The sequence below is a fragment of the Terriglobales bacterium genome (genome assembly GCA_035691485.1).
Taxonomy (GTDB): domain Bacteria; phylum Acidobacteriota; class Terriglobia; order Terriglobales; family Acidobacteriaceae; genus JAIQGF01.
The window spans coordinates 1-2295 of record DASSIZ010000018.1 but is presented as its reverse complement, the minus strand read 5'-3'; the positions used below and the strand labels follow the sequence as shown (position 1 = coordinate 2295).

Annotated in this window: 2 protein-coding genes; one reads left to right on the top strand and one right to left on the bottom strand. The window is 63.4% G+C overall.

Going from position 1 to position 2295, the window contains the following annotated elements; all coding sequences use genetic code 11:
* Positions 1-451: hypothetical protein (locus VFI82_02790; protein ID HET7183581.1), on the top strand; the 451-nt coding region annotated here is incomplete at its 5' end.
* Between the two features lie 19 nt (positions 452-470).
* On the opposite strand, the gene VFI82_02785 is transcribed toward VFI82_02790, so the two are convergent.
* On the bottom strand, positions 471-2295 hold a 1825-nt coding region (locus tag VFI82_02785; protein ID HET7183580.1), incomplete at its 5' end, for a hypothetical protein.

Sequence of the window (2295 nt, the reverse complement as noted above, 5' to 3'; positions counted from 1 at the left end):
GCTGCTGGAGGAAGACGCTTCGCGGCCGGAGTCGCAGTTTGCCTTTTACCTTGACGAGGCGGCGTTCGTAACTCTCGGCGTGTGCTACGAACGAGTGCCGCGCTTCGGCGGCGGCGCCTACCATTCCATTCTGCGGCGGCTGGAGACGCTGAGCGATGAGCCCTTGCGCGCCGCCATCAAGGTTCATGAGAAGCGCGCCGGCATGGTGCTTGACCTGGAAGAAAAGGTGGCTGCGGTAGTGAAGAAACTGAAAGAGCGCGGGCTGGTCAGCCCTTATTTGCGGTCGTTCGTGGTGGCGCGTATCAACCCGCTGCGGTGGATTAAGGGCGAGCCGCCGGAGCTCGAAGAAGTGCTGAAGACCATGCGCGAGCGCGCGGCCAGGTTCAACACTGAAAAGATCAAGTCGCAGGACCTGGCGGGTGCGGCCGGCCCGCCGGACGAGGAAACGTAGGGACCCACCATCGCTCGCACTATGGCGTGCAGGCTGAAGTCGGCACTGTGGCCGCGGGCAGCACCGGCTTCCCGTCTTTCTGCAGCAACGTATTGAATGCCGCGATGTCGTGCTGGTTCAAATCTTGCCAGCGCCTGAGCGCCTGGCGCAGATTGTCACATCCTTCTTGTGCCGCCGAGTAGAGAGTCTGCGCCGGACGTGCGTCGCCGCTGCCCGCCATCGTGAGCAGGCGGCCTAAGTCGCGGTTCAGCGGGCCAAAGCCGGGCTGTTCGGGCTTGCCATCTTCTAGGGCAGATAGCGCGTCATCCAGCTTTTTGGCGGAATCGGCCGCCTCCTTCGCGGTTAAGGCTTTCTGATCCTCGGCCAGCGCGGTGTGAGCGGCATGCACTTGCTGCCACGCCGCGTAACTGGTATTCATCGCCTGGGTCAGCTTCTGCTCGAGCGCGAGTTGCGCCTGCATGTCGCTTAACGAGGCCTGCACCCGTGGATCCGGGCGCACGGTGAGCGGTTGCTGATAATCTTGGCCGTTTACCGTGAGCACTACTTTGTAGTGTTCCGGCACGACCAGCGGTCCCTGCGGCTGATAACGCGGCGTCTGCCCGGGGATAGCGTGGTCGGGCAGCGTGTACTCGAAATAGTCGAGATGCTTGCCGAAGTACCCATAGGTGAGCGCATCAGGATGCGGGTAGCGCAGGTCCCACACAAAGCGGTTCAGTCCGGCGCGCGTTGTGAGCGCCGGCTCGTTCGCGAACCAATATTCCGGGGCATTGGCGGGCTGCGGCGGCGGGGGCTCGGGCGCGGTAGAAAATTTCCTCACTAGATGGTTCTGCGCGTCATAGATTGCCAACGTCATGGAGGCTGGGCCCGCGCCTTTCAGCCAGTAATCAATGATGGCGCCGTCGGGCGGGTTCGCTCCGGCCGGCGTCTCCGGAGGGAGTGGCGTATCCGGATTCTCGTCCCAGCGCACCCGCACCGCATCGGCAGGCGGGAAGAGGTGGACGGCGGAGCCCGTCACCTCGGGCGTGAGCTGGCGCAGCGGCGTGACGTCATCCAGAACCCAGAGCGCGCGCCCGAAGGTGGCCGCAACCAGATCGTTGCCATGCACGGCCAGATCGCGCACCGGTGAGACCGGCAGATTCAGCTGCAATGTTTGCCAGCGCTCACCATCGTCGAAAGAGACGAATACACCAGTTTCGGTTCCGGCATAAAGCAGGCCTTTGCGCTTGGGATCTTCGCGGACCGACCAGGCCACAGCATCTGAGGGAATCCCCTGCACGATGTTGGTCCAGGTTCGTCCGGAGTCGTGAGTGCGCAACACGTACGGCTTGAACTCGCGCGGCACCTGCAGGACGGCGTAGGCGGTTCCGGGCTCGTAATGCGAGGCTTCCAGTTCCACCACCAGAGGATCGGTCGGATCCTCGGAGCTTCCTGATTTTTTGGCGCCCGGGCTGGCCGGCGTCACGTTTTGCCAACTTGCGCCCCCGTCGCGCGTCACATGAATCAGGCCGTCGCCGCTGCCCGCCCAAATCACGCCTGCTTGTAGCGTCGACGGCGCTAAGGCGGTGAGACGGTTGCTCGGTCTTCTCTGCGGTTTTTTGGGCACGCCGCGTGTCAAGTCGGGGCTGAGTTCGTGCCAGGTGATGCCGCCATCTCCGGTTTCCAGCACTTTCTGCGCACCCAGATAGAGTGTGTGCGGATCCTGCGGCGCAAACGCAATGGGCGGCATCACCCAGGTGCGGTATTTGTCCCCCGGAACGAAGACGTGCACCATTTGCCCGGTCCGCCGGTCCAGGCGCATGAGCGTGCCGTACCAGCCGCTGGAATAGATTTTCTGGGGGTCGAGA